Here is a 23,881-nt window from a genome sequence, read left to right as displayed (position 1 = left end):
CACAGGGGCAACCCGGAGTCATGCAATGAAACAAGCCACCCGTTCCCTACTGGTCCTTTCCACCGGCCTGATACTGGGCGTGTCGCTCACGCTCGGCGGCAGCGTGCTGGCCGATCGGACCAACAACCAGGCGACGCCCCTGCCGCTGGATGAGCTGCGCAACTTCTCCGAGGTGTTCGGCAAGATCAAGGCCGACTACGTGGAGGAGGCCGACGACAAGGCCCTGCTGGAGAGCGCCATCCGCGGCATGCTCTCCGGTCTCGACCCGCACTCCGCCTATCTCGATCAGGAGGAATTCAAGGAGCTGCAGGTGGGTACCAGCGGTGAATTCGGCGGTCTCGGCATCGAGGTCGGCATGGAGGACGGCTTCGTGAAGGTGGTGTCGCCCATCGACGACACCCCGGCGCAGGCGGCGGGCGTCAAGGCCGGCGACCTCATCATCCGTCTCGACGAGACGCCGGTGAAGGGCATGAGCCTGAACGACGCGGTGAAGATGATGCGCGGCAAACCCGGCACCCAGATCACCCTCACCATCATGCGCGAGGGCGAACAGAAACCGCTCAAGCTCACCATTACCCGCGACATCATCCGCGTGAAGAGCGTCAAGTTCCAGTCGCTGGAACCGGGCTACGGCTACCTGCGCATCACCAGCTTCCAGAACCAGACCGGCGAACAGGTGCTGAAGGCCATCTCCGACATGAAGAAGGAACACGGCCAGCTGAAGGGCCTGGTGCTCGACCTGCGCAACAACCCCGGCGGCGTGCTCGGCGCCGCCGTGTCGGTCTCCGACGCCTTCCTCGACAAGGGCATGATCGTCTACACCGAGGGACGCGCCAAGGATGCCGAACTGCGCTACACCGCCACCCCCGGCGACGCCCTCAACGGCGCCCCCATGGTGGTGCTGGTCAACGGCGGTTCCGCCTCCGCCTCGGAGATCGTCGCCGGCGCCCTGCAGGACCACAAGCGCGCCATCATCATGGGCGCTCGCACCTTCGGCAAGGGCTCGGTGCAGACCATCTTCCCGATGAGCAACAACAGCGCCATCAAGCTCACCACCGCGCGCTACTACACGCCGGGCGGCCGCTCCATCCAGGCCGACGGCATCGAGCCGGACATCGCCCTCAAGGCGGTCAAGCTGGTGGAGACCGAGGACGGCGAGGACGGCCGCCTGAAGGAGGCCGATCTGTCCGGCCACCTGGCCAATGGCAACGGCAAGAAGACCAAGGACGGCAAGGACGCCAAGAAGGACGGCAAGGCCGCCGAAATCGTGAGCAAGGATTACGCCCTGCACGAGGCGCTCAACCTGCTCAAGGGCCTGCACATCCTGCAAGCACGCGGCCAGTAAACCCATGCGTCGCGCGCTCACCGCGCTGCTGCTGGCCTGTGCCGCACTGACGGCACAGGCCCAGCCGCTAATCAGCATCATCATCGACGACATCGGCGACCGCTACGACTACGGCCGCCGCGCCCTGGAACTCCCCGGCGCGCTCACCTATTCCATCCTGCCGCACACCCCCTATGCGGCCCACTTCGCCCGCCTCGCCCACCAGCGCGGCCGTGAGGTGATGCTGCACCTGCCGATGCAGGCGGAGGCGGGCAACCGCCTCGGCCCCGGCGGCGTCACCCTGGACATGACCGAACAGGCCTTCCGCGACACGGTGCGGGCGAACCTCGCCGCCGTGCCCTACGCGCGCGGCATCAACAACCACATGGGCAGCCTGCTCACCCGCCACCCCGGCCACATGGACTGGCTGATGAGCGAGATGCGCGCCCAGGGCGGGCTATTCTTTGTGGACAGCGTGACCACCGTGCGCACGGTGGCCGCGCACGTGGCCCTGGAGCACGGCCTGCCGAGCACGCGGCGCGATGTCTTCCTCGACTCCGCCACCGACCCTGACAGCATCCGCCGCCAGTTCGCCCGCCTGCTGGCCGTGGCCCACCAGCATGGCACCGCGCTGGCCATCGGCCATCCCTATCCCGGGACCCTGCAGGTACTGGCCGAAATGCTGCCGCAACTGGACATGTACGGCGTGCGCCTGGTCCCGGTATCGCAACTGATTGCCACCCGACAGGAGAGGAGTCCTCAACTATGGCGCGCGTCCTTGTCCCCCTCGCCCCCGGCTGCGAAGAACTAGAAGCCGTCACCATCATCGACCTGCTGCGCCGCGCCGGTATCGACGTGGTCAGCGCCGGCCTCGAGGCCGGCCCGATCAAGGCTTCACGCGGCGTGGTGCTGCTGGCCGACACCACGCTGGACGAAGCCCTCCAGCATGACTACGACATGGTGGTACTGCCCGGCGGCGGTCCCGGCTCCGATCGGCTCGATCACGACCCGCGCATCGAGGCGGTACTGAAGCAGATGGCCGCCGCCGGCAAGTACACCGCCGCCATCTGTGCCGCGCCCAAGGTGTTCGGCCGCATCGGCCTGCTCGCCGGCAAGCGCGCCACCTCCTACCCGGGCTTCGTCGACAAGATGCACCTGCCCGGCGTCACCTATCTCACCGATGCGGTGGTGCAGGACGGCAAGGTGATCACCTCGCGCGGCCCCGGCACCGCCATGGACTTCGCCCTGCACCTCATCGAGGTCCTCGCCGGTCGCGCCAGGCGCGACGAAGTGGAGGCCGGACTGGTGCGCGGCTGATCCCTGTTTGAGCCCAGAGAGGAGAACAACGATGAGAAAAATGCTGTGTGTCGCCGGCCTCGCCCCCGCCCTGCTGCTCGCCACCCCGGCATTCGCCGATCAGGCACTGGCCATGCAAAACGGCTGCCTGGGCTGTCACAAGCCGGAAGGCAAACTGGTGGGGCCGGATTTCAAACAGATCGCGGAACGTTACCGCAGCGATCCCGCTGCGGTGGAGAAGCTGACCGCCAAGGTGAAGGCCGGCAGCCAGCCGGGCGAGCCGCTGAACTGGGGCCAGACCATGATGCCGCCGAGTCCGGCCGAACCGGACAACATCCGCACCATCATCCGCTGGATGCTGACGCACTAAATGTAGGATGGGCAAAGCGGCAGCGTGCCCATCAATGCCGTCCGGCGAATGCCCGTGATGGACGCGCGATGCTTTGCCCATCCTGCGTGGAGTCATTCGAACGGCTCCACCTTGAGCGCCTCGATGGTGTAGCCCGCCTGGGCCATCGGCGTGCTTTGCGCCACCGCCCGCAGCTTGCCCGTCACCCACACCGTATCGAACAGCCCGCGCACCTCACCGCCCGCGGTGCTGGTGACATACACCGTCTGATTGGCCGGCGGCGGCGGCACATGCACGCAGGCGCCGTAGTAGGGCACCAGGATGAACGACTCCACCTTCCTGCCGTCGCCCTCCAGCGGCACCACGAAACCGGGCAGCTTCACCAGCAGGCCATCCAGCGCCTCGATCACCGGCGCCTTGTCCCACTCCTGACGCACCCGCGCCATCATTTCCTGCACACGCGGGTCATCGTCCTCCATCTCCTCCAGCCCGAGACCGGCAAAGGCCGCATCGGGCTGCCAGTCCTGCGGCACCAGTTCATACCACTCCAGCTTGAGCGCCTGGCCGAGATCGACCGCCGGCGCGGGCGTCGCCGCCGCCGGCGGGGCAGGGACAGGCGCTACCGTGGCCTCCTCGCGTTCACTGCAGGCCACAAGGCCCATCAACAGCACGACACAACCAAGTACTCGTTTCATCATTCCCGTTCCTGGTCCGAATCCATGCAACATCCGGACTTGCATTGCGCCCCTCGCGCCAGTCCTCACAAACGCACCGTCAACCCGTCGGCCAGGGAATGGCGATAGGCACGCCACGCGGGCAGGGCACCCACCAGCCCTCCCGCCGCCACGATGATGGCCAGCAGCGCCCACTCGCGCAGCGCCAACCCCCGATGGCCAGAGACAGACCCCACTGGCCTTCAATGACCGGCCGCCCCAGCCACAGCGCCGCATACAACAGCACCACGCCGGCGCCGGCGCCGAGCAGCGCCAGCAGCAACGCCTCGCCCATCAGCAGCGCCGACACCTGCCACGGCCGCGCTCCCACGGCGCGCAGGATCGCGATCTCGCGCCGCCGTTCGTTGAGACCGGAAAGGATGGCGGTGAGCATGCCCAGCAGACCGACGCCCACCACACAGGCGGACACCGCCAGCAGGGCACGTTCCGCCACCGCCATCATGTCCCACAATTCCTGCAACGCCACGCCGGGGATCGCCGCCGTGAGCGGTTCGCGTGCGTACTCACTGATCTCGCGCTGCACCCGGAACAGTGCCAGACGCGAGTGCAGCCCCACCAGCACGGCACTGATCGTCTTCGGCGTCAGCGCCATCGCGCGCACCGCCTCGGCGGACGGTGCGTTGCGCGGCGCGGCGCCGCCCTCCCAGCCGAGGTGTACCGCCTCGATGCCGGCGAGACCGACGTGCACCGTGCGATCCACCGGCGTGCCGGTCTTGCGCAGGATGCCCACCACGCGGAACGGCAGCGCATCGTGCTGCACGAAACTCACCGCGCCGGCGCCGTGACTGATCACGAGCGGCTGGCCGAGCGCATAGCCCAGCTGCTGCGCCACGTCCGCGCCGAGCACGGCATCGAACACATCGGCGAAGGGCACACCGGCGGCAAACTCCAGCGCGCGGCCGCGGCCGTAACGGTAATGCGTGAAATATTCCGGCGTGGTGCCGAGCACGCGAAAGCCGCGGTGACTGTCGCCCAGCGCCAGCGGCACGCTCCACGCCACGGCGGGGTGGCGCGCGATATCGCGGTAGCTGTCCCAGCGCAGGGTGTTGGTGGGATTGCCGATGTGGAACACCGCGTAGAGCAGCAACTGCACCGGGCTGCTGCGCGCCCCCACCACCAGATCGGTGCCCGAAATGGTGTAGGCGAAGCTGTGCCGCGCTTCCACGCGCAGACGCTCGACGCCGAGCAGCAGGGCCGTGCTGAGGGCGATGGCAAACAGCGTAAGCAACGCCGTGGCGCGACGATTGAGCAGGCTGCGCAGGGCAAGGCCGAGGATCGCCATCATGACCGCCCTCCCGCGCGGTTGATCTCCTCCAGGCACAGCGCACGGTGAAACAACGGCTCCAGCGCACGGTCGTGGCTGACGAACACCAGTGTGCTGCCAAGAGCCGCGCATTCGTCGAGCAACAGTTCGACGAAGGCGGCGCGGTGATCGGCATCCAGCGCCGAGGTCGGCTCGTCGGCGATGATCAGCTCCGGCGCGCCGAGCAGCGCCCGCGCCGCCGCCACGCGCTGCTGCTGGCCGACGCTCAACTCCGTCACCGCACGCGACAACAGATCGCCGTCGAGGCCGAGATGCGCCAGCAGGCGACGCGCCTGCGCGTGCGCATCACCACGCGCCGCCACGCGCTGCGCGTGCAGCCTGGAGAATCGGCACGGCAGCAACACATTGTCCACCACCGACAGATAGGGAACCAGATTGAACATCTGGAAGATGTAGCCGATGTGATCGGCGCGGAAGCGATCGCGCGCCGCGCCGCCCATCGCATGCAACGGCCGCCCCAGCACCGCCACCTCGCCCTGCTGCGGCACCATAACGCCGCCGAGCAGCCCCAGCAGCGTACTCTTGCCGGAACCGGACGGCCCGCGCAGAAACAGTCGCTCGCCGCGCGCCACCGCCAGCGCGGGGATGTCCAGCACCCGCGGCCCCTGCGGGCGCCAGCGGAACCGCACATCGGCCAGCGCAATCGCCGCGTCGGACATGACTAGCGCAACACCACGCGCGGCGCGTTGCCGGTCACTTCACCTGCCCGCGCACCGTCGGACAGCACCGCCTGCCAGCGCAACTTGCCGAGCGCCTTGTACTGCCCGAACAGCTTCACATCGATCTGTCCCAGCGCCTGCGGCCTGGCGCAGGTGTAGCGATAGACGGCATGGTATTCGGCATGGGCGTGCATACCCTGCGCCGGCGCGGCATGACCGTGGTCGTGGCCATCCTCGTGCTTGTGACCGATGGCCTCCATCTGCTCGCCGTCCACCTCCGCCTTGACCAGCGCGCAACCGGCCGCTTCCGGCAAGGCAAACTGGCGCTCGGCCTTGGCCAGCTGCGCCGCCACGCGCCACACCGTCATGCGCTCCTTCACCGTCACCGGCATGTGTTCGAAGCCGGCGATATCACCGGCCGGCGCGAGCAGCTCCAGCAGCAGCTCATTGCCGTCCAGCACGATATTGAACTGGCCGACGCCATGCTCGTGCGGGCCGAGGGACAGCGGCTGCGCCTGCGCCATGGCAAGACCAAGCAGCGATACGAAGATGAAAGTATGGATACGCCACATCGTAAATTTCCCCTGACCGCAGGAGCGGCCCTGCCGCGATGAGCCGCTCCTACAAAAGAACAAACATCGGCTATGAACATGCCGGCCCCGCTCGGGTTCCCTTATGTCCCCGCCTCGGCCAGACACGCCGCAATCGACTCCGCCGTCAGCCCCGCATAGGCCTCGCGATTGAAGGTGACGATGGCCCCGGCCATCTCCGACCAGGTGAAGCCGGAACTCCACGGCGGCGGTGCCAGTTGCCCCTGCGGTCGGCGCGGGCACAGCCAGGCCGGCCGGGACGATAGAGCAGGCTGTAGGGCGTGGCGCCGCGGTGCAGATCGGCAATCGCCTGCCACGCCGCCTCCCGGTCAGCGTATGCCATGCACGGCGCCGGATAGATTTCCGCACCGCCATTGTGCCGCCAGCGCGCATCCTCCACCGGCAGCGGCGCACTGCCGACATAGAGCTGAAAGTGCAGATGGTTGACCGAGGCAAAGGCGCCGTAGCTGTTGTAGCCGATGCCGGCGCCGGGCAGCGTGGTGCCGAGCTGCGCCAGCACGTCCCAGGCATAGTCGTGATACGCGCGTTGCAGATACTGCGGCAGACACTGTTCGCGCTCCGGCACCAGCAGGGTATGCAGCTCGGCGAAGGGATATTTGTTGTAGTACAGGTCGACGCTGCGCCCGCCCAGTTCGCCGCGCCAGAACACATCTTTCTGCATGAACGGCTTGTTGAAATGGAACGCGCGCTCCTCGAACGGCGCGCTGATCCCCTGCGGCGGCTGCTGGCTGATGCGCTTGGGACGGAAGGAACGCAGATGATTGAACTGCAGTGCCCAGGGTCCCTCGCGGCGCTGTTCGGTCGGCTGCAGGGCATCGAAGCCGATGGCGGCGATCTTGAGGAACACCAGCAGATCCTCTTCCACCTCGTTCAGCGGCAGTCCCGCCGCCAGGGCGGCGCGAAAACGTTCCCGCAACACTGCGTACTGCGCGCGCAGCGCCGGCCCGAGGGCCGTCAATACCGGCGCGTCAAAGGTGGCGTTGGCGGCGACGAGGATGAAGGCGCCCAGCGACTGCTGCGCCAGCAATGGCCGCAGCCCGCCGATGAAGGCCTCGCGCAACTGCGCGGTGGAATGAAAGGGCGCCGCATTCATGGCGGGCCATCATACCGGATCAGGCAGGCTCCCGGACTAAGGAAGGTCTGAATAAGTCCATCCTGGACTTTTCAGACCACGCCAAGCGAAAAGTGTGATTTTCGCTTGGCTTCATTTTTCAACGACTTATCGTCGTTGAAAAATGGCGGCACATCCCTGTGCCGCGGAAGCTCTGAACTTATTCAGAGCTTCCCTAACCCCGCTCCAGCAGGGCACGCAGGTCGATGACCGCTGCATTGGCGCGGGAAATGTAATTGGCCATGGTCAGCGAATAATTGGCCACCCAGCCGAAGCCGTTGCCGTTCAGCACCAGCGGGCTGGACACCGGCCGCTGCGCCTCTTCCAGCTCGCGGATGATCTGGTGCAGGGAGGCGACGGCATTCTTGCGCTCCAGACTGTTGCGGAAATCGATCTCCACGGCGCGGAACAGGTGCAGCAGCGCCCAGACATGACCGCGTGCCTCGTAGAACACGTCGTCCACTTCCAGCCATGGCGTGCTCTCGTACACCACGCTCGGCGTCGGCGTGCTCTGCTGCGCCGCCGGGTCGTTGGCCAGGTTGGTGTTGCTGCGCACCTGGCCGACGCTGGCGGAGAGACGCTGCGACAGACTGCCGAGGCGCTTCTCCACCACCTGCAGCCAGGCGGCCAGATTGTCGGCGCGGGCGAAGAACTGCGCATCGGCGTCATTGTCATCGAGTAGCCGGCGACGGAAGTTGTGCAGATAGGCCAGGCCGTCGCGATATTCCGATTCGGTGGCCGGCAGGATCCAGGAATCGTTCTGGAAATTGAACTGCGGCTCGGCGCGGGCGAGGTCCTCGTCCTCCACCGACTGCGACTGCGAGCGGGCATAGTGATTGCGCATCACCGCCGACACATCGCGCAGCGCCACCAGGGCGCCGAATTCCCAGTTGGGCATGTCGTCGAGAAACACGAAGGGCGGCAACACGTCGTTGGAGATATAGCCGCCAGTCTTGTCCAGTAACGTCTCGCCCAGGGTGATCGCCGTGTCGACCGTGGCACTGCCGACGACGGCCTGGTCACCGCGCCGCGCCGCCTGCACGGCAAAGGCCTTCGGCTCGTTGCTGACCACGAAGGTGGTGACCATGAGCGCCAACAGCAGCAGCAGAACCAGCAGACCCGCCACCGCCGCGACACCCTCGGGGATCCACGACTCAATCTTTGTGCGCAATACAGACATGGCTTCCTCTGTCGTCGATAGACTGGTGTTCAGGATGAGGCCGGCGTGGCAGACACAGACTCTAGCGGGTTTCTGCCATCACCCTCTCCGGGGCGCTGAATGCTGTTCAGCGTACCACCGCATCGATCCACTGCTGCAGGGAGATCTGGCAGGTCTTGATGAAATCGAGCACGCGGGCCTGGGTCACGCCGCCGGCGAGGTCGAGGTCCAGCTCCAGATGCGGGTCGCCGGATTCATCGAGGTAATTGCGCGAATAGCGCATGTCCCGGTTCCAGGCATTCACCTTCTCCAGCGTGGCATTGCCGTCGGAGAAGGCCACATGGAACTGCAGGGAATCCCCTTCGCCCACGGCAAACAGGAAGGTGCGCAGACCGTCGATCTTCCACAGCAGATCGCCGTCTTCATCAAAACTCACCGCATACCCCTCGGCTTTCATCAGGTCGTGCAGTTGCGCCTTGGTCAGGCTGGTGATGACTTCGGCTTTCGGCGTGGCCGTCCTGGTGGAGATCACCTTTTCCGCCGGCGCGGCCTGTACCGCCTGTGCAAATGTCAGCAACAGTGCCAACACACCGGCTCCGAAGCTGCCCAGTATCCCGTTTACTACCTGCTTGTTGGCCATTTTTTTCCTCCGGCTCGATCCATTCAGGCCCTATGTTGCCACGCCCGCCACGAGGAGACATCCATCCGCCGCGCAAAATTTACTGTCGGTCGCAGGTATGTCGTGTGCTGTCTTGCCGGGCGGGATTCAGCCCGCCCGGTGGGATGGCGCACCGCTGGCGCCGGGAAACGACAAGGGCGGCGTTTCCATCGCGCGGAAACGCCGCCCCCGTGTTATTGCCGTCAGCCGGCGAGGTCGAAGCGGTCCAGGTTCATCACCTTGCTCCAGGCCGCCACGAAGTCCCGGACGAACTTCTCCTGCGCATCGGCCGCGGCATAGACCTCCGCCAGGGCGCGCAGCTCGGAGTTGGAGCCGAAGATGAGATCGACGCGGGTGGCCGTCCACTTCACCTTGCCGCTCTGGCGATCGCGGCCCTCGAACTCCTCCTCGTCCTTGGATGTCGCACTCCACACCGTGGCCATGTCGAGCAGGTTGACGAAGAAGTCGTTGCTCAAGGTCTCCGGCCGCGCGGTGAACACGCCGTGCCTCGTCTTTCCGACATTGGCGCCCAGCACGCGCAATCCGCCCACCAGCACCGTCATCTCCGGCGGGGTCAGGGTCAGCAGCTGCGCCTTGTCCACCAGCAGCTCCTCGGCCTTCACGCTGTAGCGCGCCTTCTGGTAGTTGCGGAAGCCATCGGCGATGGGCTCCAGCACCGCAAAGGCCTCGACATCGGTCTGCTCCTGCGCGGCATCCATGCGCCCCGGCGCGAACGGCACGCTGATGGCATGGCCGGCCGCCTTCGCCGCCTGCTCGACGGCGGCGCCACCGGCCAGCACGATGAGATCGGCCAGCGACACCTTCTTGCCGCCCGCGGCCGACTGGTTGAACTCGGCCTGGATGCCCTCCAGGGTCTTCAGCACCCGGGCCAGCTGCTCCGGCTGGTTCACCGGCCAGTCCTTCTGCGGCGCCAGGCGGATACGCGCGCCGTTGGCGCCGCCGCGCAGGTCGGAGCCGCGGAAGGTGGAGGCCGAGGCCCAGGCGGTGGACACCAGCTCGCTCACCGACAGCCCGGAGGCCAGCACCTTGGCCTTGAGGGCGGCGATGTCCTGTTCATCGATGAGCGGGTGATCGACCGCCGGGATCGGGTCCTGCCAGATGAGGTCCTCGGCGGGCACCTCGGGACCGAGATAGCGCGCCTTCGGCCCCATGTCGCGGTGGGTCAGCTTGAACCAGGCGCGGGCAAAGGCATCGGCGAACGCGTCCGGGTGCTCCATGAAGCGGCGCGAGATCTTCTCGTAGGCCGGGTCGAAGCGCAGCGACAGGTCGGTGGTCAGCATGGTGGGCACATGACGCTTGGCCGGGTCATGGGCATCGGGTATGGTCGCCCCCGCGCCCTTGGCCACCCACTGATGTGCGCCGGCCGGGCTCTTGGACAGCTCCCACTCGTAGCCGAACAGATTCGAGAAGAAATTGTTGCTCCACTGGGTCGGCGTGGTGGTCCAGGTGACCTCCAGGCCGCTGGAGATGGTGTCGCCGCCCTTGCCGCTGCCGAAGCTGCTCTTCCAGCCCAGGCCCTGCTCGGTGATGTCGGCCGCCTCGGGTTCGGGACCGACGTGGCTCGCCGGACCGGCGCCGTGCGTCTTGCCGAAGGTGTGGCCGCCGGCGATGAGCGCCACGGTCTCCTCGTCGTTCATCGCCATGCGCGCAAAGGTCTCGCGGATATCCTTCGCCGCGGCGATGGGGTCCGGGTTGCCGTTGGGACCTTCCGGGTTGACGTAGATGAGACCCATCTGCACGGCGGCCAGGGGGTTCTCCAGGTTCTCGTGCGCGCCGGAGTAACGCTTGTCCTCCAGCCATTTGTCTTCCCGGCCCCAGTAGATGTCCTTTTCCGGCTCCCAGATATCGACGCGGCCGCCGCCGAAACCGAAGGTCTTGAAGCCCATGGATTCCAGCGCGACATTGCCGGCGAGAATGATGAGGTCCGCCCAGGAAATCTTGCGGCCGTATTTCTGCTTGATAGGCCAGATCAGCCGGCGCGCCTTGTCGAGGTTGACGTTGTCGGGCCAGCTGTTGACCGGGGCGAAGCGCTGGTTGCCGGTGCCGGCGCCGCCGCGGCCGTCACCGGTGCGATAGGTGCCGGCGCTGTGCCAGGCCATGCGCACGAACAGCGGGCCATAGTGGCCGAAATCCGCCGGCCACCAGTCCTGCGACTGCGTCATCAGCGCGCGCAGATCCTGCTTCACCGCCGCCAGGTCCAGCGTCTTGAACTCGGCGGCGTAATCGAAGTCCTCGCCCATCGGATTGGACTTGGCGGAATGCTGGCGCAGGATGTCGAGATTCAGTTGATTCGGCCACCAGTCGCGGTTCGACATGCCACCGCCGGCGGTGTGATGAAACGGGCATTTTCCTTCCGACATGATGCTGCCTCCTGTGGGGTCAAGACGTGTCGTGGTCGTGTGCTGTAGGAATAGCCCTCCCGTGCCCGTTTATCTAATGGGTTGTTTCGAAGAGGTTGATAGCTTTTGGCAATCGGTACGGCCATTCAATGTGCGCCGGGGCTGTTGCCCCTCCCCCATGGACATGGGGGAGGCCGGGAGGGGGGGCCTGGTATACCGCCGTACTCGCGGTCGTGGTCCCTTCTCTCCCAGGGAGACGACTACAGGGACGTAGTCGGTTAGAAACGCAGTGAGCACGTTTCTCAAGGACAGGATGAGGGGAGTTTGAATGTGCGCTGCGCGCGCTGATTTTTGACGGGGGATTCCGTCCCCCTACGCCGGATTACTTTCTTTTGCTCGGCCGAAAAGAAAGTAATCAAAGAAAAGGCCGCCCGACTGCCGCGCCGCTATCGCGGTCCCCTGCGCGTCTCACCCGAATCGGCGCTCGCCTACGCGTCTTCCTGACGCGAAGGCGAGGGCAGGCCATCCCTGGCCTGCCCCCTGCGGGCTTGATCCGATTCGGGCTGCGATGCTCGGCGCGGCTGACGGGGGGTAGTTCGGTAGTTCGGGGTCACGGTAGTTCGGGGTCAGCGGTAGTTCGGGGTCAGAGTAAAAACTCCTCCGAAGTAGTTCGGGGTCAGAGTAAAAACTCCTAGTTCGGGGTCAGAGTAAAAACTCCTCCGAAGGACGAACCTCTACTCCAAACGTGTGAGGTGGGGCAAAGGAGAGTCATCGGTCAGTTCCCTCTAGCATTTGGTCCATTGCTGCCCCGTGATTTTGTTGTCAGGCATCGGGGTGTTACGCAAACATGCCGGGCCGGCTAATGCGGGCGCTGGCGGCATGGCGAGGTTCGATTAGGGATCAAAACGCGGGGGAGATCAAGACTCTGGTGGGGAACGGCTGATCAGGGGCGGGACGGGTTGTGGTTGTTCTGCTTATGGATTGAGATTTGTCTTGTGGAAAACAGAAGGGCCCTGATGGGCCCTTTTGTTTTGGGGTGGAGCGGAAATTGTTGATCCCTCACTCCCCGTTTCCCAATCAAACTCCGAGCAGGCGGCGCGCCAGGAGGGATTGCATGTCGCGCCGGCCATCGGCGATGACGTAGATGTAGACCTTCTGGCTGATGACGCGGTAGATCACTCGATAGGGCTTGAAGGTGGTCTGCCGATAGTCCCTGATGCCGAGGGCAACCAGTTCCTTGGGATAGGTGCCACGCTCGGGGAAGGTGCCCAGGTTTTCGACGATCTCCAGCAAACGATCGAGGACGTAGTCGGCGTTTGCTTTGCTGTCGAATGCGGCGACGTAGTCGTAGATCGACTCCAGGTCCTGCTCGGCACCCAGGGTGAGCAGTACCTCGTATTTTTGACCTGGCATTACCTGGCGGCCTGTTTGGCCCGTAACCTTGCGACAACCTCTCCCGCGGGCCTCACCTTGCCCGCTTCGATCTCGGCGTTACCCAGCGCGAGGATTTTCAGCAGTGCCAATGTTTCCTGTGTTTCTTCGTAGGAGGCCACATCCTGGATGACGGCCTTGGCTTCCCCGTTCTGGGTGATCACCAGCGGCTCCCGCCTCTCGGCCAATTGGGTCAAGACCTCGGCGGCATTTGCCTTGAGATAACTGATGGGTTTGACTTGGGCGGAGTAGCGCATCGCAAATTCCTCTGTACATGCAACGGACTGAATATAGTCCTTTTACGGTCCTTGCACAACGAGCGCCTTGGTTCACCCCACCCTGGCCCTGAGAAACGTGCTCCCTGCGTTTCTAACCGACTACATCCCTGTAGTCGTCTCCCTGGGGGAGAGGGGGCTTGCGCGGGGAATTAAACGAAGCGCGCCTCGCGCACCAGCGGCATGCCGTCGGTTTCCCAGCGGGTGAAGCCGCCGTCGAGGCTGAGGACGTTCTTGAAGCCCATCATCTGCAGCACGGCGGCGGCCATGGCGGAGCGGCCGCCGGTGGCGCAATAGACGACGACCTGGCGTTCGCGGGCGTTGCACAGTTCCGGGAAGTGCTTGGGGTAGGCGGGATCGGCGGCGGCTTCGAGGATGCCGCGCGGCACGACGACGGCACCCTTGATGTGGCCCTGCTCGTTCTCGGAGTGCTCGCGCACGTCGATGAGCAGCATGTCTTCGTTGGCGTCGATTTTGTTCTTCAGTTCCTGCGGGGTGATCTCCTTTATGCAGGACTTGGCGGCGCGGACGAAGTCCATCAGGCCGACGGGCTGCTCGGGTTTGAAAGTGTCGTACATGGGAATCTCCTGAATGCGGTGCGGCAAAAGCGCGCGATTTTACCGGGCTTGCCGTGCCACGCCAAACCACTTTTTCAGAAGTCCTGCTGGTAACCCCACAACACCGCCGGGATCAGCCGATGCCCAGCCAGTCCTCGTAGTCGTCGTAGTCGCCGCCCACCGAGACGCCAGCGAGGCCGATGCCAAACAGGGCGAGGGCGTGGGTCACGGCGGCCTTCCAGCAGCGGCGGATGTCGGTGTTCATGCTGCACCTCCGGGTCTTGCCGGCCCGCGGTGGGCCGGGTTCGTTAGAGGTAATTGCAGCAGGGCGGTGTCGTGCCGGCCAATGGTTTGATTGGATTGACCCGATAGCCGATGCCAATCAGGCACAAGGCCGGCTACCGCCTGGTGGGAGCGAATCGTATTCGCGATGGATTCGTGATGTCGCCAAAATCAGCGAATACGATTCGCTCCTACGAGTGGGGGGCTTATCGCGGCAGAGCCGCTCCCACGATGCAGGGTGCGCACTGCGCACCGAAGAGATGCCGCGGGCCTGCAACGGAGATGAACAGTGCCATGCCGCTATACCTTCAACCGTCAGATGCCGCACATCCGTCTGGCGGCTGGCATGTTCAAAGGTGATGGCGCAAATGTTTCCCTGAGTATCAACATCCATGACGGTATTTTCGTCGAGGTCTTTTGACTCGGCGATATCACCGGCCTTGAATTCGATGTACAGCGTATCTGTATCTGCAAAGTACTGTACTTTCATGGCCTGACTCCTCTGTCGAAGAATGCATTGTGCACGGTTTCGCCATCCGGCGGCAGAATGACTCTCAGATAGCGATTATCCATCGCAGCTATCCTTGCCCAACGGCGGATTCGCCCATCATCCTGTGTCTCTTCCATTTCCGGATGCTGGATAACGTGCTGTATCCACGCATCCCGAATGACGGCGCGATCCTGACGCTGCCTGGTGGCCGCCCCGGGACTTGCCATGGCGGCCGCTGCGGCCCCTACGCATGGTTCGATTTCGGCGCAGGGAACAGCAGCCGTTGCAGCAGCTTGCGCGCCTCGTCGAGCAGCAGGATGGAGGAGGCGACGGCGATGGCGAGCAGCCAGTGCGGCGCTGTCAGGTCGGTGGTATGGAACACGCGCTGCAGCGGCGCCCAGTGCACCACCAGCACCTGCATCAGGGCCACGCCGAGCAGGGCCAGCCACAGTTTGCCGTTACGGAAGAAGTTGCCGTTGAAGGCGCTGCCGTATTCGGCGCGGGCATTGAATACGTTGAACAACTGGAAGAACACGAAGGTGGTAAAGCCCAGGGTGAGGGCGTAGGGCAGCGCGTGGTGTTGCAACGCCCAGTACAACACGCCGAGGGTGCCGACGGTCATGGTGAGGCCGTAGACCAGTAGGCGGCCGATGCGGCCGGCGCTCAGGATGCGTTCGTCGCGCGGGCGCGGCGTTTCCTGCATCAGGCCGGGACGCGCCGGTTCCAGGCCGAGGGTCATCGCCGGCGGGCCGTCCATGATGATGTTGATGAACAGGATCTGGATCGGCGTGAACGGCACCGGCAGGCCGGCCAGCGGCGCGCTGAACACGGTGAGGATGGCGCCGATGTTGGTGGAGAGCTGGAAGCGCACGAACTTGACGATGTTGTCGTAGATGGTGCGCCCTTCCTGCACCGCGCCGACCAGGGTGGCGAAGTTGTCGTCGGTGAGCACCATGTCGGCGGCCTCCCTGGTGACCTCGGTGCCGCTCTGGCCCATGGCCACGCCGATGTCGGCGTTCTTGATCGCCGGCGCGTCGTTGACGCCGTCGCCGGTCATCGCCACCACATGGCCCTCGCCCTTCAGCACGCGCACGATCCGCACCTTGTGTTCCGGCGCCACGCGGGCGAACACCGCGGCGCGGCATATCGCTTCGTTCAGCGCCGCGCCCTCCAGCCGGTCCAGCTCGGCGCCGGTGATCACCTCGCCGTGCAGCCCCAGTTCGCGCGCCACGGCGCGGGCGGTGATGCGGTGGTCGCCGGTGATCATCTTCACCTCGATACCGGCGGAGGCGCACAGCGCGATCGCCTCGCGCGCCTCCGGGCGCGGCGGATCGATGATGCCGATGAGGCCGATGAAGGTGAGGTCGCGGATGTATTCCCTGAGATCGCCGCCGGCATCGAAGCGTGCCGCCGGCACGCGGCCCGCGGCCACCGCGAGGACGCGCATCGCGGCATCGGCCAGGGCCTCGTTTTCCTGCGCCAGCGCCGCGCGCCGCTCGGAATTGATCGCATAGGTACCGTCATCGCCCAGCACACTGCTGCACAGCTCCAGTAGCACGTCCGGCGCGCCCTTGATCCAGATGCTCACCTGATCGCCTTCCAGGTGGAAGGTAGCCATGAACTTGTGCGCGGAATCGAACGGTATTTCCGCCACGCGCGGAAAGCGCCGCGCCAGCCCATCGATATCGATGCCCTGTTCGCTGGCGAGACGGATCAGCGCGCCCTCGGTGGGGTCGCCGATGACGCGGCCGTGTTCCAGCCGCGCGTCGTTGCACAGCACCGCCGGCACCAGCAACGCATCGAGGCCGTGGCTGGGGTCCTGTTCGTTCAGCGTGATGCGGCGACCGCGGAAATACAGCGCGCGGGCGCGCATCTGGTTGAGCGTGAGCGTGCCGGTCTTGTCGGAGCAGATCACCGTGGTGCAGCCCAGCGTCTCCACCGCGGCAAGGCGTTTGACGATGGCGCGCTTCTTCGCCATGCGGTGCATGCCCACCGCCAGCGTGACCGTCACCACCGCCGGCAATCCTTCCGGGATCGCCGCCACTGCCAGCGCGATGGCGGTGAGGATGCTTTCCACCAACGGCTGATCGCGCAGCAGGCCGAGGATGAAGATCAGCGTCACCACCACACCGGCGATGAGCGCCAGCTTCTTGCCCACCTGGTCGAGCTGCATCTGCAACGGCGTCGGATGCTCCTGCGCCGTTTCCAGCAGGCCGGTGAGGCGGCCCATCTCGGTCTGCATTCCGGTGGCGGTCACCAGCAGTTCGATGCGGCCACGCGTCACCACCGTGTTCATGTAGGCCATGTTGCTGCGCTCGGCCAGCGGCACCTCTGCTTGCGCCAGTGCCGCCGCGGACTTACCCACCGGCAGCGATTCGCCGGTCAGTGCCGCCTCGCCCACCTCGGCGCTGTGCGCCCGCAGCACGCGGCCGTCCGCCGGCACCTGATCGCCGGCCTCCAGCAGCACCACATCGCCGGGCACCAGGTGTTCGGCGTCGATCTCTGTGGTCTGCCCAGCGCGGCGCACCACCGCCCGGCGCGACAACATCCGACGCAGCGCGTCCAGCGTCTGTTCGGCGCGGTATTCCTGATAGAAGCCGAGCAGGCCGTTGAGCAGCAGCACGATGAGGATCACCACCGCATCGACCACGTCGCCCACCGTCGCCGCCAGCACAGCGGCACCGAACAGCACCGCCGCGAGCAGGTTTTTGAATTGCGCGAGGAACAGGGCCAGCGGCCCCGGCCTTGGCTGTTCCGCCAAGCGGTTGGGACCGTACTGCGCCAAACGTGCCGCCGCCTCATCCGCACTCAGGCCGCGCGCGGCATCACTGCCCAGTTGCGCGAGGGCCTGCGCGCTGCTCAGCGCGTGCCAGACTGCGGTGTCGTCGCCGCGTGTATCGGTCATGGGGCTGTCGTTCTGGTTGTGAGAAATCATGCGGTGTGGTGCGCGGTGCGCACCAGTAAACAACTGTTTGCCGGGGGGACTCGGCTCCTACACGACGACCACCATGTAGGAGCCCACTCCGTGGGCGAACTGTGCCTCAGCGCTGGCAGCGCGGACAGTAATAGGTGGAGCGCTGGCCGTGGCGCATCTGCTTGATCGTAGCACCACATGCCGGGCACGGCTCACCGGCGCGGCCATACACGCGCAGTTGCTGGGCGAAATAACCGGGCTTGCCGTCACCGCCGGTAAAATCGCGCAGCGTGGTGCCGCCCTGCCGGATGGCCTCGCGCAGCACCTCCTTGATGGCGACAACGAGGCGTGCACAGCGCTCCTGCGACAGCGTACCGGCCGCGCGCGAGGGATGGATGCCGGCGCGGAACAGCGCCTCGCTGGCGTAGATGTTGCCGACGCCAACGACGATCTTGCTGTCCATGATGAACTGCTTGATCGCGGCCTTGCGCTTGCGCGTGGCGCGATACAGATACGCGGCATCGAACTCATCGCCCAGCGGCTCGGGACCGAGGTCGCGCAGCAGTTCATGCTGCGTCGGTTCATCCTTCGTCCACAGCACGGCGCCGAAGCGGCGCGGATCGGTCAGGCGCAGGGCGCGGCCGGAGTCGAGCACCAGATCGAAATGCTCGTGCTTGCCGGCGGGGGCGTTGGCATCGACCAGGCGCAGGCTGCCGGACATGCCCAGGTGCAGGATCAGCGTGCCGTGTGCAAAGCGCAGCAGGAGATACTTGGCGCGCCGCTCCACCGCCTGCACCACGCAGCCGCGCAGCTTGCCGGCAAGCCCGCGCGGCACCGGCCAGCGCAGTTGCGGATGACGCACGATGACATCGACCACGGCATGCCCGGTGAGGTGGGGCGCGATACCGCGGCGGGTGGTTTCGACTTCCGGGAGTTCGGGCATGGATAAATTCAAACCGGGCTGAACAACGCTCCTACGGTTCTTGATCCTGTTGCGGGGCGGACAGCTCCAGCAGCTCCTGCGCCTGGCTGGCGACCAGATGATAGGCCAGACCGAGATCGGGCCGCACCAGCACCAGCTCCGGCTCGCGCGCCGCGATCACGAGGCGCAGCGGCCGCTCCTGTCCGCGCAGGTGCAGCCGCACCTCAGCACCCGTTGCGGCGCCCTTGTATTCGCGCACCTCCATCGCCTGCACGGTCTGCCAGCGCTGCGCCAGTGCGGTGGCGGCGTCGGCCGACCACTGTTCCGGTTTCGGCTCCGGCACCCAGCTGCCGTTGTCGTTGACCAGCACGCGCTGCGGCAGCTCGATGCGCTCCAGCTGCGTGCCGTCCTCCAGCAGGCGCAGGCTGACGTAGCCGCTCCAGTGGCCGATGAGCTGGTAGTAGCGCAGATCGGGGATCAGATGCAGGGTATCGCCGACACGGACATAGCGGCGGTTGTCCAGCGGTGCGGCGGCGCCGAAGTCGATGGTGACATCGTTGAGCTGCAACCGCGCCTTCGGTTCGTCCAGGCCGTAGGTGGCGAGGTCGAGACCGGTGATGGGCTGCTGGTTGAGGCTGTCGATGGCGGCGACGCTGACGATGGCATCGGTACGGACGGTATTGGCCGGTGCCGCCTGCGGCGCGGTCAGCTGCCAGCGGCCATCGCGGCGCACCATTTCCAGCAACCCGGCCGGACGTTCGATGCGGATATGCTCGATGGCCGCGGGGTCGAGCCCGGTGATCTTCACCGCCTGCGGCTCGGGACTGCGCCCCGGCTCCAGCCAGGCCAGCAGGCCGAGCCCCGCCACCACCAGCAACAACACCAGATTGAGCAGATTGCGCTTGTTCATGCTGCCCCGCCGATTAACGCTTGCGACGCTTCAGCCAGATCACCACACCGGCGATCACCAGACCGCCGGGGATGAGGAACAGGAAGCTGACGCCGATGATGCCGGACAGCAACGGCGACAGCTCCAGGCGCGTGTCGACGGCGGCCTTGGGCGGGATGTGCATCAGCGCATCGTCATGGCTCAGCCAGTTGATCAGACGCTCGCCCAGCTCCAGATTGGCGCCGTTGCCGAGATAGGCGTTGGCGAGGAAATCGCCGTCGCCGATCACCACCACACGCTGCTGCGGTCCGGCTGCGTCGTGATCATCCGCCGCGGGTTCCTTGTTGTCTTGCGTGTCCATTTCCGCCGCCGGACGCGTCCGCTCCAGCGCAACGGCCAGCGTGAGCGGGCCGGCGACGTCGCTGCCGGCGTCGTAGCTGATCGCCCCCTGCATCACGCCGGTCTCCGCCCAGGCGCGCGGCACGGTGCGCAGGAACGGCGTCGCCTGCCACGTCTCGCCCGCCTTGCCGGCATCGATGGCGGCGGCGAAGGGGAACAGGGTCACGCTGGCGAGGTCGCGCACGATGGCGTGCTGCGGATATTCCACCACCACCGAGAACGCGGCGTTGTCGATACCGAGCAGTTGCGTGGTCGGGTCGACCACGGTGCCGGGATGGAAGGCGAGCCCCAGTTGCGCCGCCAGCGGATCGAGCTGGTGGCGTCCCTCCGGTTCGGCCAGCCACAGCAGGTTGCCGCCGCGTTCGACATAGTCCTGTATCAGGCGCACCTCGCCGGGGAACAGATCCACCTGCGGACTGGCGATCACCAGCAGCGAGGCGTCGGCGGGGATCTCCGGCGTGGCGGTGAGATTGAGACGGGCGAGATGAAAACCCTTGTTGCGCAACTGCTCGCCGAAGGCGCCGTAGTCGTGATTGGCGCCGCCTTCCGGGTTGCGCTCGCCGTGCCCCTCCAGGAACAGCACCTTGCGCTCGGCGCTGCGCGCCAGCTTGTGCAGGGTGTTGGTCAGCGCCTGCTCGGTCAGCTGCTGCACGTGCAGCTTGCGGCCCTGATACTCCACCACCATCTCGCCATCCATGCTGATCCCTTCGTCGCGCACGCGATCGGGCGCCATGTCCGGGTCGACGAAATTCAGCGTCAGGTCCGGCTTGTGGCGCTGATAGCGCCCGACCAGGTCGCTGATCTGGCGCCGCGTCGCCACCAGTTCGCTCTGGCGCGCAAAGGCGGTGATGCGGATCGGGTCCTGCAGCTCGGCGAGCAGTGCCACACTGGCCGGCGCCAGGGTATGGCGGCCGGCGGCGGTCCAGTCGGCCTGGAAGTGGTAGCGCGTGCTGAGCCAGGCGACGAGGCCGACGGCGGCGAGGAACAGCACGGCAAACGAGGCGCCTTGCAGGCGCAGGAGACGGCGGTTTTTCTTGTTCGCTTCCATGGTGTTGTTAAAGACCGTTGTGTCCGCAAATAAACGCAAATAGACGCGAATCCTTGGAACTGTTCACTGGACTGCGACTCGGGTGACACCACTGCCCATGGCCATACGGCCAACATTCACGTGCATTTGCGTTCATTCGCGGAAAGTGGTTGCTGTCAATGTTGCAGGCGGTCGGCGTCGAGACGGCGCACCGCGAAGACCAGGAACACGGCGATGAACAGCAGGTAGTACACCAGGTCGCTGCTGTCGAAGATGCCGCGCAGCAGGGCTTCGTAGTGCTGCTGCAGCGACAGCCAGGCGAAGATGCCGCGCGAGCCGGAATCGTCCACCGCATTGCCGGCCAGATTGATCACCCACAGCAGCAGCAGCGCGCCGAAGCTGGCCACCGCCGCCACCGTCGGCTGCGCGGTCAGCGTCGAGATGTACAGACCCAGCGCGGCGAAGGCGGCCAGCATCAGGAACAGGCCGAGCAGGCCGCTGGCGAACTGGCCGAGGTCGAGACTGCCGGCGACGAGCAGCGACAGCGGCATCAGCGCGATGAGGCCGAGCATGATCGAGAGAAACGCCATCACGCCGAGATACTTGCCGAGGATGATCTCGCTCATCGACACCGGCGCCGAGAACAGCAGCGGCAGGGTGCGCGCGCGGCGCTCGTCGCTCACCAGGCGCATGGTGATCAGCGGGACCACCAGCAGCATGACGATGCCGGCGCTGCCGAACAGCGGCGCGACGATCACCTCGGCCAGGCCCGGCGGCGACTGCATCAGCGCAATCTGCGGCTGCAGGCGGATGTACTGATCCAGTTGCGACAGGAACAGCCAGGCGAGGATGAACTGCACCACGGCCAGGATGCTCCAGGCCAGCGGCGAGAGGAACAGGGTGCGCAATTCGCGCATGGCGATATGGCCGATCATCATGCCGCCTCCTCCGCCACGTCATTGCGCGTGAGCTGCACGAAGATGTCCTCCAGCGAGGCATGTTCCGGGGTCAGCTCCAGCAGGCCCCAGCCGTGCTGCACCGCCGCCGCCGCCACCGCCTCGGCCGGGTTCACCTCCGGCGCGTGATGCAGGCGGAAGCGCCCCTCCTCCAGCAGCTCGACCTCCTGCACGCCGTCGATGGCGTGCAGCCGCGCCGCCTCGGGCGGGAAGCGCAGCACCACGCGCAGTGCCGCATGTTGCATGCGCCGGGTGAGGCCATCGATGCTGTCGGTGAGCACCAGCTCGCCCTTGTTGATGATCTGCACGCGGTCGCAGGTGGCCTGCACCTCGGGCAGGATGTGGGTGGAGAGGATCACGCTGTGCTCCGCCGACAGCTCGCGGATGAGGCTGCGGATCTCGCGGATCTGGATCGGGTCGAGGCCGACGGTGGGCTCGTCCAGGATCACCACCGCCGGGGCGTGGATGATCGCCTGGGCGATGCCGACGCGCTGCTGGTAGCCCTTGGACAGGTTGCCGATGAGGCGGCGGCCGACGTCGGCCAGGCCGCAACGCTCGCGCGCCGTCGCCACCGCGGCGCGCACCCGCGCACCCGGGATGCGGTTGAGGCGCGCGCAGTAGGTGAGGTATTCGTCCACCGTCAGCTCGCGGTACACCGGCGGCTGCTCCGGCAGGTAGCCCAGCGCCGCCTTGGCGCGCAGCGGCTCGTCGAGCAGGTCGACGCCGTTGATCAGCACGCGGCCTTCGCTGGGGGCGAGGTTGCCGGTGATCATCTGCATGGTGGTGGATTTGCCGGCCCCGTTGGGACCGAGGAAACCGAGCACCTCGCCGCGGCGGACCTGGAAGCTGAGGTCGTGCACGGCGCGGTGGGTGCCGTAATAGCGGGTCAGGTGTTGTACGTCGATGAGGGTATCCGTATCCATGATGCTCGGGTTATTTATTGATTTATCGCGGGATTAGTTTATCATCCCGCGGGGTTATTCGGTCCGGCCAGACACAGGCAGCGGCATCCGCCGCCAAAGACACTATAAACGGGCCGTAAGTTCAGCACACCACAATACGCCATGAAACAAGAGACCGTACACACCGCGGAGGGGGCGGGAAGGGTCTGCGCACGCTATGGTTTCGATGCCGCGGCGCGCCGCCATCGACTCGAACTGCTGGAACTCGGCGATGCCGACCAGCACTGGGCGCAGCGCCTGCAACAGGAGGTGATTGCGCCGCAGGTGGACGCGCTGGTGGAACGCTTCTACGACTTCCAGCAGCGCTTCCCCGAGATCATGCGCGCCATCGGTAACCGCGACAATCTCGCGCACCTCAAAAACACCCAGCGCCGCTACCTGCTCAGCCTGGGACACGACTTCTCCGGCGAGGACTATTTCGGCGAGCGCCTGCGCATCGGCGAGATCCATGCCCAGCGCAACATCCCCCTCAGCCTGTACCAGGCCTCCTACCGCCACCTGCAACAACTGCTGGTCGAGGCCATTCCCGCCGCCATCCCGCCGGGCAGCGCCGAGCACCTGGCACTGTGCGGCTTCATCAGCAAGATCACCGCCCTCGACATGACCCTGGCCATCGAGACCTATCATTCGGTGCGGATGGCGGACCTGCGCGAGACGGTGGACAACCTGCAAAGCGAACACTGGCGTCTGCACGAAAAGGTTGGCCGCGATACCCTCACCGGGCTGGCCAACCGCGAATCGGCGCTGAACGAACTGGAAGCCGCGCTGGCCACGGTAGGGAAACGCAACACCCAGCTGTGCCTGATCATGTCCGATGTGGATCACTTCAAGCAGATCAACGACACCTACGGCCACCTCACCGGCGACAAGGTGTTGCAATGCGTCGCCGCCAAGCTGCAACAGCTGCTGCGCGAGTTCGACATCGTCGGCCGCTTCGGCGGTGAGGAGTTCATCATCGTGCTGGATGACACCCCGCTGGAGGTTGCGCGCAAGGTGGCCGAACGCCTGCGCCGCGGCGTCGAGCAGGAGCTGGTGCAGTGCGATGAGCAGAACATCCGCCTCACCATCAGTCTGGGCCTGACCCGGGCGACGGCACGCGACGACGTGCGCGGCCTGATCCGCCGCGCCGACGATGCCCTGTATCAGGCCAAGGAGGAGGGCCGCAACCGCGTGGTGGTGATCTGACGCCAAA

23 protein-coding genes and 2 pseudogenes are annotated in these 23,881 nt (G+C 65.9%); 5 read left to right on the top strand and 20 right to left on the bottom strand.

Features of this window, described 5'->3' with window-relative positions; genetic code table 11:
- Positions 1–25: 25 nt before the first annotated feature.
- From EP379_RS00350 to EP379_RS00335, 4 genes are read left to right on the top strand one after another with little or no spacing between them, the layout of a single operon-like run.
- Positions 26–1,345, top strand: a complete 1,320-nt coding sequence (locus tag EP379_RS00350) for a S41 family peptidase (protein WP_127474617.1) — start codon at positions 26–28, stop codon at positions 1,343–1,345.
- 4 nt (positions 1,346–1,349) lie between these two features.
- The gene (locus EP379_RS00345) at positions 1,350–2,135 is read left to right on the top strand and encodes a divergent polysaccharide deacetylase family protein (protein ID WP_127474615.1); all 786 of its coding nucleotides are present in this window, start codon (positions 1,350–1,352) and stop codon (positions 2,133–2,135) included.
- The gene (locus EP379_RS00340; RefSeq protein WP_127474613.1) at positions 2,090–2,641 is read left to right on the top strand and encodes a DJ-1 family glyoxalase III; all 552 of its coding nucleotides are present in this window, start codon (positions 2,090–2,092) and stop codon (positions 2,639–2,641) included. The genes EP379_RS00345 and EP379_RS00340 overlap by 46 nt, the downstream gene beginning before the upstream one ends.
- 31 nt (positions 2,642–2,672) lie before the next feature.
- Complete coding sequence (locus tag EP379_RS00335; protein WP_127474611.1) at positions 2,673–2,990, top strand: c-type cytochrome; 318 nt, start codon at positions 2,673–2,675, stop codon at positions 2,988–2,990.
- 92 nt (positions 2,991–3,082) lie between these two features.
- Here EP379_RS00335 and EP379_RS00330 read toward each other — a convergent pair whose 3' ends face one another.
- The 20 genes and pseudogenes from EP379_RS00330 to EP379_RS00245 all read right to left on the bottom strand — a co-directional run bounded on the left by EP379_RS00330 (position 3,083) and on the right by EP379_RS00245 (position 22,650).
- Positions 3,083–3,664 carry a DUF3299 domain-containing protein gene (locus EP379_RS00330; protein ID WP_172600324.1) on the bottom strand — a complete coding sequence of 194 codons (582 nt, stop codon included), beginning with the start codon at positions 3,662–3,664 and terminating at the stop codon, positions 3,083–3,085.
- 65 nt (positions 3,665–3,729) lie between these two features.
- Positions 3,730–4,985 (bottom strand): annotated as a pseudogene (locus EP379_RS00325) (ABC transporter permease).
- Positions 4,985–5,686, bottom strand: a complete 702-nt coding sequence (locus EP379_RS00320; protein WP_127474607.1) for an ABC transporter ATP-binding protein — start codon at positions 5,684–5,686, stop codon at positions 4,985–4,987. Before EP379_RS00320 ends, EP379_RS00325 begins: the two are co-directional and overlap by 1 nt.
- Before the next feature lie 2 nt (positions 5,687–5,688).
- The gene (locus EP379_RS16290; protein ID WP_172600323.1) at positions 5,689–6,258 is read right to left on the bottom strand and encodes a DUF2796 domain-containing protein; all 570 of its coding nucleotides are present in this window, start codon (positions 6,256–6,258) and stop codon (positions 5,689–5,691) included.
- Between the two features lie 145 nt (positions 6,259–6,403).
- Positions 6,404–7,390, bottom strand: a complete 987-nt coding sequence (locus tag EP379_RS16285; protein WP_172600322.1) for a GDP-D-glucose phosphorylase 1 family protein — start codon at positions 7,388–7,390, stop codon at positions 6,404–6,406.
- A 193-nt stretch (positions 7,391–7,583) separates the two neighbouring features.
- On the bottom strand, positions 7,584–8,588 hold the full coding sequence (locus EP379_RS00310; RefSeq protein ID WP_127474605.1) for a DUF2333 family protein: 1,005 nt from the start codon (positions 8,586–8,588) through the stop codon (positions 7,584–7,586).
- Positions 8,589–8,694: 106 nt separating this feature from the next.
- Positions 8,695–9,207, bottom strand: coding sequence for a YbjN domain-containing protein (locus EP379_RS00305; RefSeq protein WP_127474603.1), 513 nt, complete (start codon positions 9,205–9,207; stop codon positions 8,695–8,697).
- Positions 9,208–9,428: 221 nt separating this feature from the next.
- Positions 9,429–11,609: a catalase/peroxidase HPI gene (gene katG, locus EP379_RS00300; RefSeq protein ID WP_338055873.1), complete on the bottom strand. Its 2,181-nt coding sequence runs from the start codon at positions 11,607–11,609 to the stop codon at positions 9,429–9,431.
- Between the two features lie 1,053 nt (positions 11,610–12,662).
- Positions 12,663–12,998, bottom strand: coding sequence for a type II toxin-antitoxin system RelE/ParE family toxin (locus EP379_RS00295; RefSeq protein ID WP_127474599.1), 336 nt, complete (start codon positions 12,996–12,998; stop codon positions 12,663–12,665).
- Positions 12,998–13,273, bottom strand: coding sequence for a type II toxin-antitoxin system Phd/YefM family antitoxin (locus EP379_RS00290; protein ID WP_127474597.1), 276 nt, complete (start codon positions 13,271–13,273; stop codon positions 12,998–13,000). The genes EP379_RS00295 and EP379_RS00290 overlap by 1 nt, the downstream gene beginning before the upstream one ends.
- 170 nt (positions 13,274–13,443) lie before the next feature.
- Positions 13,444–13,869 carry a rhodanese-like domain-containing protein gene (locus tag EP379_RS00285; protein ID WP_127474595.1) on the bottom strand — a complete coding sequence of 142 codons (426 nt, stop codon included), beginning with the start codon at positions 13,867–13,869 and terminating at the stop codon, positions 13,444–13,446.
- 112 nt (positions 13,870–13,981) lie between these two features.
- Positions 13,982–14,113 (bottom strand): hypothetical protein, encoded by a 132-nt coding sequence (locus EP379_RS16780; protein WP_269471029.1) that lies wholly within the window; start codon positions 14,111–14,113, stop codon positions 13,982–13,984.
- Positions 14,114–14,425: 312 nt separating this feature from the next.
- Positions 14,426–14,620: pseudogene (locus EP379_RS16900) on the bottom strand (DUF2283 domain-containing protein); the annotation flags it as partial.
- A complete protein-coding gene (locus EP379_RS16895) occupies positions 14,617–14,847 on the bottom strand; it encodes a hypothetical protein (protein WP_127474593.1) in 231 nt (76 codons plus the stop codon). The pseudogene EP379_RS16900 and the gene EP379_RS16895, both read right to left, overlap by 4 nt.
- A 17-nt stretch (positions 14,848–14,864) precedes the next feature.
- Positions 14,865–17,525 (bottom strand): calcium-translocating P-type ATPase, PMCA-type, encoded by a 2,661-nt coding sequence (locus EP379_RS00270; protein ID WP_127474591.1) that lies wholly within the window; start codon positions 17,523–17,525, stop codon positions 14,865–14,867.
- Between the two features lie 136 nt (positions 17,526–17,661).
- The gene (gene mutM, locus EP379_RS00265; protein WP_127474589.1) at positions 17,662–18,477 is read right to left on the bottom strand and encodes a bifunctional DNA-formamidopyrimidine glycosylase/DNA-(apurinic or apyrimidinic site) lyase; all 816 of its coding nucleotides are present in this window, start codon (positions 18,475–18,477) and stop codon (positions 17,662–17,664) included.
- Positions 18,478–18,508: 31 nt separating this feature from the next.
- On the bottom strand, positions 18,509–19,366 hold the full coding sequence (locus EP379_RS00260) for a DUF4340 domain-containing protein (RefSeq protein WP_127474587.1): 858 nt from the start codon (positions 19,364–19,366) through the stop codon (positions 18,509–18,511).
- A gap of 13 nt (positions 19,367–19,379) precedes the next feature.
- Positions 19,380–20,792 carry a GldG family protein gene (locus tag EP379_RS00255; protein WP_127474585.1) on the bottom strand — a complete coding sequence of 471 codons (1,413 nt, stop codon included), beginning with the start codon at positions 20,790–20,792 and terminating at the stop codon, positions 19,380–19,382.
- Between the two features lie 155 nt (positions 20,793–20,947).
- Positions 20,948–21,709, bottom strand: coding sequence for an ABC transporter permease subunit (locus tag EP379_RS00250; protein ID WP_127474582.1), 762 nt, complete (start codon positions 21,707–21,709; stop codon positions 20,948–20,950).
- A complete protein-coding gene (locus tag EP379_RS00245; protein WP_127474580.1) occupies positions 21,706–22,650 on the bottom strand; it encodes an ABC transporter ATP-binding protein in 945 nt (314 codons plus the stop codon). The genes EP379_RS00250 and EP379_RS00245 overlap by 4 nt, the downstream gene beginning before the upstream one ends.
- A gap of 141 nt (positions 22,651–22,791) precedes the next feature.
- On the opposite strand from EP379_RS00245, the gene EP379_RS00240 reads away from it, so the two are divergent.
- A complete protein-coding gene (locus EP379_RS00240) occupies positions 22,792–23,874 on the top strand; it encodes a GGDEF domain-containing protein (RefSeq protein ID WP_127474578.1) in 1,083 nt (360 codons plus the stop codon).
- The last annotated feature ends 7 nt before the right edge of the window (positions 23,875–23,881 follow it).

Origin of the sequence: Sulfurivermis fontis (assembly GCF_004001245.1) — a bacterium.
GTDB lineage: Bacteria > Pseudomonadota > Gammaproteobacteria > Thiohalomonadales > Thiohalomonadaceae > Sulfurivermis > Sulfurivermis fontis.
The sequence above is the reverse complement of the archived record's forward strand: the minus strand, read 5'-3'. Positions and strand labels throughout refer to the sequence as shown.